The 6630-nt window shown below is 68.3% G+C and carries 6 protein-coding genes and 1 pseudogene; 5 read left to right on the top strand and 2 right to left on the bottom strand.

Translation table 11 applies throughout. The features are described 5' to 3' along the window. Positions 1–264: 264 nt before the first annotated feature. Positions 265–1266, top strand: a complete 1002-nt coding sequence (locus FFS27_RS26130; protein WP_003095270.1) for an AraC family transcriptional regulator — start codon at positions 265–267, stop codon at positions 1264–1266. A 74-nt stretch (positions 1267–1340) separates the two neighbouring features. Here FFS27_RS26130 and FFS27_RS26125 read toward each other — a convergent pair whose 3' ends face one another. Further along, on the bottom strand, positions 1341–2696 hold the full coding sequence (locus FFS27_RS26125; protein ID WP_023101604.1) for a 3-oxoacyl-ACP reductase: 1356 nt from the start codon (positions 2694–2696) through the stop codon (positions 1341–1343). A gap of 254 nt (positions 2697–2950) precedes the next feature. On the opposite strand from FFS27_RS26125, the gene FFS27_RS26120 reads away from it, so the two are divergent. Beyond that, a complete protein-coding gene (locus tag FFS27_RS26120) occupies positions 2951–4228 on the top strand; it encodes an acetyl-CoA C-acetyltransferase (protein WP_003095263.1) in 1278 nt (425 codons plus the stop codon). A 323-nt stretch (positions 4229–4551) separates the two neighbouring features. Here the strand turns inward: FFS27_RS26120 and FFS27_RS26115 are convergent, their stop codons facing one another. Then, positions 4552–5019 (bottom strand): Lrp/AsnC family transcriptional regulator, encoded by a 468-nt coding sequence (locus FFS27_RS26115; RefSeq protein ID WP_003095262.1) that lies wholly within the window; start codon positions 5017–5019, stop codon positions 4552–4554. A gap of 154 nt (positions 5020–5173) precedes the next feature. Here FFS27_RS26115 and yedA point away from each other — a divergent pair, with 154 nt between their 5' ends. From yedA to FFS27_RS26100, 3 genes and pseudogenes are all read left to right on the top strand, one after another. Further along, a complete protein-coding gene (yedA, locus tag FFS27_RS26110) occupies positions 5174–6064 on the top strand; it encodes a drug/metabolite exporter YedA (RefSeq protein ID WP_021264024.1) in 891 nt (296 codons plus the stop codon). Between the two features lie 33 nt (positions 6065–6097). Next, on the top strand, positions 6098–6343 hold the full coding sequence (locus FFS27_RS26105) for a hypothetical protein (RefSeq protein WP_003102243.1): 246 nt from the start codon (positions 6098–6100) through the stop codon (positions 6341–6343). A gap of 107 nt (positions 6344–6450) precedes the next feature. Continuing rightward, positions 6451–6630 (top strand): annotated as a pseudogene (locus FFS27_RS26100) (response regulator); the annotation flags it as partial.

Below are 6630 nucleotides of genomic sequence, written 5' to 3'. Positions count from 1 at the left end.
GCATTGGACATCTCCTCGAAATAGGTGGCTGTCAGCTTAGTCGAGCACCCGCAGCAGGCATTGGCCGCCTGGCCGACGCCGCTGGCAGGGCGGTCAATCGGCTCCGGGATGCGTCTGCATCGAGATTTTCGACCACGCCGGCGGCTAGTCGATCTGAGGGTTTTTCCGTCATGCGGGATGGGTTATTTCTATGGCCTCTCCTTGAGAGGGGATGGCAAAGCTGCCTAAGATGGGCCCGCCCCATGGATAACTAGAAAAAACACCATGCGTGATCTGACCGACGATGTAGCGCTGATGCGCCCGGTGATCGACGCCCTGCGCGCCAGCGGCTGCGATCCGGACCGGGTCCTGGTCCGTGTCGGGCTGCCGCCGGGTGGCCTGCCGGCCGGCCGTTTCCCCCATTCCGCACAGAACCTGTTCTGGAAGGCCGCCGCCGACGAGTGCGGCGAAGAGCATGTCGGCCTGCACCTGGCCGAGCACCTGCCGGCGTTCCACGGCCTGCTCCTGGAATACCTGTTCCTCTCCAGCGATACCTTCGGCGCCGGCCTGCGCCATTCCCTGCGCTACGTACGCCTGCTGTCCGACACCCTGCAGGCGCAACTGGAGGTGGAGGGCGAGCGCGCGGTGCTGTCGCTGGGCGAATCGCCGGCGATCAACCGCCACTTCCCGGAAATGCTCGCCGGCGCGGTGATCCGCCTGTTCGGCGCGCTCACCGAGGGCGAGTTCAAGCCGCTGGAAGTGCAACTGATGAACGAAACCGGCGCGCCGATGGAGCGCTACCGTGCGGTCTACGGCTGCCCGACGATCCTCGGCATGCCGCGCTACGCGCTGGTATTCGATGCCGCGGTGCTGGACAAACCCTCGCGCCACGCCGCCCCGGAACTGCTGCGCATGCACGAGTCGCTGGCGCGCCGGCAACTGGCCGAGGTGGAGCGCCTGGACCTGGTGCGCCAGGTCCGCGAACTGATCGGCGAGTTGCTGGTGGACGGAGGCGCCACCCTGGAGCAGGTCGCCGCGCGCCTCGGCATGCCGGCCCGACGTCTGCGCGAACGCCTGGCGATGGCCGGGGTGCGCTTCAACGATCTGGTCACCGACTACCGCTGCCGACTGGCCAAGGAACTGCTGCTGAAGACCGACGAGCGCATCGAAGTGATCGTCGAACGCACCGGGTTTTCCGAGCCGAGCACCTTCTATCGCGCGTTCAAGCGCTGGGTCGGCGAGACGCCGGTGGAGTTCCGCCGGCGCGGGCAGCAGGGGCGCGGGTAGGGCCTGTCCGAAGGGGCTACCGGTGTTTTCCTGGTGCAGGGCGCCTGCCCGTCGCCGGGGAGTTAGGGGCCGCCTCAGGCCCCCAGCAGGCTCTGCCCGCACACCCTCAGCACCTGGCCGCTGACCGCGCCGGACGACGGCTGGGCGAACCAGGCCACCGTTTCGGCGACGTCCTGCGGCAGGCCGCCCTGGCTCATGGAGTTCATCCGCCGGCCGGCCTCGCGGATGGTCAGCGGAATGGCGGCGGTCATCTGCGTCTCGATGAAGCCCGGCGCCACCGCGTTGATGGTGATGCCGCGCTTGCCCAGCGCCGGCGCCCAGGCCTGGGCCAGGCCGATCAGGCCGGCCTTGCTCACCGCGTAGTTGCTCTGCCCGAGGTTGCCGGCGATGCCGCTGATCGACGCCAGCAACACCACCCGGCCGTTGTCATGCAGCTTGCCGCCGTCGAGCAGGGCCTGGGTCAGCACCTGCGGGGCATTGAGGTTGACGTTGATCACCGAGTTCCAGAAGTCGCTGCTCATCTTCGCCAGGGTCTTGTCGCGGGTGATCCCGGCGTTGTGCACGACGATATCGACGCCCTCAGGCAGCGCGTCCACCAGTTGCTGCCCGGCGTCCGCGGCGCAGATGTCGAGGGCCACGGCACGGCCGCCGAGGCGCGCGGCGAGGCCTTCGAGGGCCTCCCTGGCCGGCGGCACGTCGAGCAGCACCACTTCCGCGCCGTCGCGCGCCAGGGTTTCCGCGATGGCCGCGCCAATGCCGCGGGCGGCGCCGGTGACCAGCGCGCGCTGGCCGGCCAGCGGCTTGCTCCAGTCGTGGACCTGGGCGCTGTTGGCGGCAAGACGGATCACCTGGCCGGAGACGTAGGCGCTCTTCGGCGAGAGGAAGAAGCGCAGTGCGCCTTCCAGTTGGTCCTCGGCGCCCTTGCCGACGTACAGCAACTGCACGTTGCCGCCGCGACGGATTTCCTTGCCCAGGGAGCGGGTGAAACCTTCCAGGCTGCGTTGCACGCTGGCGGCGACCGGGTCCTTGAGAGACTCGGGGGCGCGTCCGAGGACCACCACCTTCGGGCACTTGTCGAGGCCCTTGAGCACCGGCTGGAAGAAGTCGCGCAGCGCCACCAACTGCTCGAAGCGGGTCAGGCCGCTGGCGTCGAACAGCACCGCCTTGGCCCGCGGGCTGTGTTCGGCGGTCCAGCGCGGCAGCTCGAACTGTCCCTCGACGGCGGCGAACACCGCGTCGGTCAGCTTGCCGGCGAAGGGCAGCACGGCCTCGGCCAGCGCGCCGCTCCCGCCGATCACCAGCGGGCCGTCCACCGGCCGCACCCGGCCGGCCTGCCAGCGCTCCAGGCGCAGCGGGGAGGGAAGGCCGACGGCGCCAACCAGGCGGCGGCCGACGGGGGAGTTGGCGAAGGCGATGTAACGATCGGTCATGGAACGGGCTCCCGGTGGAAAGGCTCCAAGGCTGAAGGTGGATTCCGCCGGCCAACGATGCCGAGGGAACGCGGGTAACAGTGTGGACAACTCTACGCAGCCACCTGTTCGCCGCAATTGACCGCGCTGACCGGGATAACGGCAGGGCGGCCAATGCGACGCGACCGGCTAAGGTTAGCCTGTGCGCCACTGACCGCTCAGTTAACGGGTCGAGCCTCGGCTCGGCGTAAACGATTCCAGCAAGGAGTTCTTCCATGACCCAGCTGCGCCGGGTCGCCATTGTCGGCGGCAACCGTATTCCCTTCGCCCGCTCGAACACCGTGTACGCCACGGCGAGCAACCAGGAGATGCTCACTTCCGCCCTGGAAGGCCTGGTGGAGCGCTACAACCTGCATGGCGAGCGCCTTGGCGAGGTGGTGGCCGGCGCCGTGCTGAAGCATTCGCGCGACTTCAACCTGACCCGCGAATGCGTGCTCGGTTCGCGCCTGGCCCCGGAAACCCCGGCCTACGATATCCAGCAGGCCTGCGGTACCGGCCTGGAGGCGGCGATCCTGGTGGCCAACAAGATCGCCCTCGGGCAGATCGACAGCGGCATCGCCGGCGGCGTCGACACCACTTCCGACGCGCCGATCGGGGTCAACGAGGGCCTGCGCAAGATTCTCCTCGAGGCCAACCGTGGCAAGAGCAACCTGGACAAGCTCAAGAGCCTGTTGAAGATCCGCCCGCGCCACGTGGTCCCGGCCATCCCGCGCAACGGCGAGCCGCGCACCGGGCTGTCGATGGGGGAGTCCTGCGAACTGATGGCGCAGACCTGGCAGATTCCCCGCGACGAGCAGGACAGGCTGGCCTTCGAGAGCCACCACAAGCTGGCCGCGGCCTATGAGGAGGGCTGGCAGAACGACCTGATGACGCCGTTCCGCGGCCTGACCCGCGACCAGAACCTGCGCCCGGATATCGACCTGGAGAAGATCGGCACCCTCAAGCCGGTGTTCGAGCGCGGCTCGCGCGGCACCCTCACGGCGGCCAACTCGACGCCGCTGACCGACGGCGCCTCGGTGGTACTGCTGGCCAGCGAGGAGTGGGCGAAGGCGCGCGGCCTGCCGATCCTGGCCTACTTCAAGGACGGCGAGGCGGCGGCGGTGAACTTCGTCGATCGCCAGGAGGGCCTGCTGATGGCGCCGGTCTACGCGGTGCCGCGGCTGCTGGCACGCAACGGCCTGAGCCTGCAGGACTTCGACTACTACGAGATCCACGAGGCCTTCGCCGCCCAGGTGCTCTGCACCCTGAAGGCCTGGGAAGACCCCGAGTACTGCAAGACCCGTCTCGGCCTCGACCAGCCGCTGGGCTCCATCGACCGCAGCAAGCTCAACGTCAAGGGCAGCTCGCTGGCCGCCGGCCACCCGTTCGCCGCCACGGGAGGACGGATCGTCGCCAACCTGGCCAAGCTGCTCTCGGTGGCGGAGCAGGGACGCGGGCTGATTTCCATCTGCGCCGCCGGTGGGCAGGGTGTGACCGCGATCATCGAGCGGTAATCCAATAAGGCGAGCGGCCTTGTCGCTCGACGATGTAAGCAACTCCGTGACTTGGGCGGTGCCGTGCGAACGGGACCGCCTTTTTTTTGCCGGCGCCCTACGGTTCGGGTTCGTCGGCGGCGTTGGAGACAGCGAATTCGACGCTTGTACGGAGAATCCCCTCTCTCTTCAGGGAGAGAGTTGGGGTGAGGGCGGCTCCGCTATCGGCCGGGAGTGCCGCTGCGGCGGATAACGCCGTTGGCGTTATGCGCCCTACGCTTTGGGTTCGTGGCGGCGATGAAGGTACGGATCCCGACGCCTGCCGGATAACCCCGGCGAAGGGCTCACGCCGCACATCCGCCATTGCCGTCCTGCCCCCGCAGGCTTGCCGGCTGGCGGTCGGCGAAGGGGGTGGAGAGGATCATCGAGGTCTTGCTGATGCCGAACTTCATCAGCCGGTCGATCAGGTCCTGCAACTCCGGCATCGAAGCCACAGCGGCCTTCATCAGCACGCAGGCGTCGCCGGTGATCCGGTGGCAGAGGGTCAGTTGGGGGATCCGGGCCAGTTCGTCGAGCACCGACTGGCAATCCTTCTCGGTGATCCGCAGTTCGATCACGCACTCGATGGGCAGGCCGAGCTTGGCCAGGTTCACCGAGGCGTGGTAGCCGGTAATCACCCCTTCGGCCTCCAGCTTGGCCACCCGGTCGGCCACCGCCGGGGGCGACAGGTTGATGCGCCGGGCCAGTTCGGCGAAGGTCAGGCGGCCGTTGTCGATCAGGGCGGCGAGGAGCGCACGGTCGTATTTGTCCATGATGGGTCCCGGTTGTCGAATCGACGGAAAGCATGGCCGATTTCCATGGAAAGAAAAGTGTTACGTCCCGATAACCAGCGGCTGTGCCTTAACCGGCGGGTGGCGACCTCATAAAATGAAGTCTTTCTCCCGCCTGCCCTGTCGAGTGCTTTCCATGCCTGCCCGTCGCATTCCGCTGTTGCTTTTCGGTGCGTTCTTCGCCCTGTACTTCATCTGGGGCTCCACTTACCTGGCGATCCGCTTCGGCGTCGAGTCCTGGCCACCGATGCTGATGGCCGGGGTGCGCTTCGTCATCGCCGGCGGCCTGATGTTCGCCTGGTTGCGCTGGCGCGGCGCGCCGTTGCCGACCTGGCGCGAGTGGCGCGGCGCGGGGATCGTCGGAATCCTCCTGCTCAGTTGCGGCAACGGCGGGGTGACGGTGGCCGAGCACTGGGGCGTGTCTTCCGGGGTGGCGGCCCTCGCGGTGGCTACGGTGCCGCTGTTCACCCTGCTGTTCAGCCAGTTGTTCGGCCAGCGCAACACCACCCTGGAATGGGGCGGCATCGTGCTCGGGCTGTTCGGCATCGTCCTGCTCAACCTCGGTTCGAACCTCCAGGCCAGCCCTGCCGGCGCCGGCTTGATCCTGTTCGCCGCCGCGTCCTGGGCCTTCGGCTCGGTGTGGAGCCGGCGCCTGTCGCTGCCGGCCGGACCGATGGCCAGCGCCGTGGAAATGCTGGTCGGCGGCGCGGTGCTGCTGGTCGGCAGTCTGGCCAGCGGCGAGCGCCTGGAGCATTGGCCGAGCACCAGCGGCTGGCTGGCGCTGGTGTACCTGATCCTGTTCGGCTCGATCATCGCCTTCAGCGCCTACCAGTACCTGCTGCGCAACGTGCGGCCGGCGGCGGCCACCAGCTATGCCTACGTCAATCCGGCGGTGGCGGTGTTGCTCGGCACCCTGTTCGCCGGCGAGCGGATCGGCGGTATCGAGGGGCTGGCGATGCTGGTGATCATCAGCGCCGTGGTGCTCATCGGCCTGCCCCAGTGGCGCGCCAGCCGCGCCGCCGCCTGAATGCCTTAAGCGATCCCTAAGGCGGGCTGCGCCATGCTGCGGCGCAGCGCCCGGATGGGCCGGGCTGACGGGGGTACGAAGATGAAAGCGCTGGTCATCGGTGTGGTCCTGGTATTCCTTGGCGGTTGCGCCAGTCACGTGAGCCCCGGCGGCAAGGCCATCGAGTCGCCGATCAAGGAGTATTTCGGCCAGGACCCCATCGAGCGCCGGGCCTTCGGCGAGAGCGAGAACGGCGCCGAGGCCGAGGATTCGCCACTGCGTTTCCGCCTGACGCCCTGAACGGTCGCCCCGGGCGCCTGACCGGGCGTGCAGAAGTCGTCTCCAGCGTCTTCAATACGGAGTGACGGTCGCCGCGAGGCGGCCCCGTAGCGAAGGCCGGAGGGGCGATGGAGAGCATGCTGGACAGGCCCGAGCAGGAACTCGTGCTGGTGGTGGACGACACCCCGGACAACCTGCTGCTGATGCGCGAGCTGCTCGAGGAGCAGTACCGCGTGCGCACCGCCGGCAGCGGCCCGGCCGGGCTGCGGGCGGCCGTCGAAGAGCCGCGCCCGGACCTGATCCTGCTC

The organism is Pseudomonas sp. 2VD (assembly GCF_005503585.1).
GTDB classification, from domain to species: domain Bacteria; phylum Pseudomonadota; class Gammaproteobacteria; order Pseudomonadales; family Pseudomonadaceae; genus Pseudomonas; species Pseudomonas aeruginosa.
This window is presented reverse-complemented; position numbering and strand designations above follow the sequence as displayed.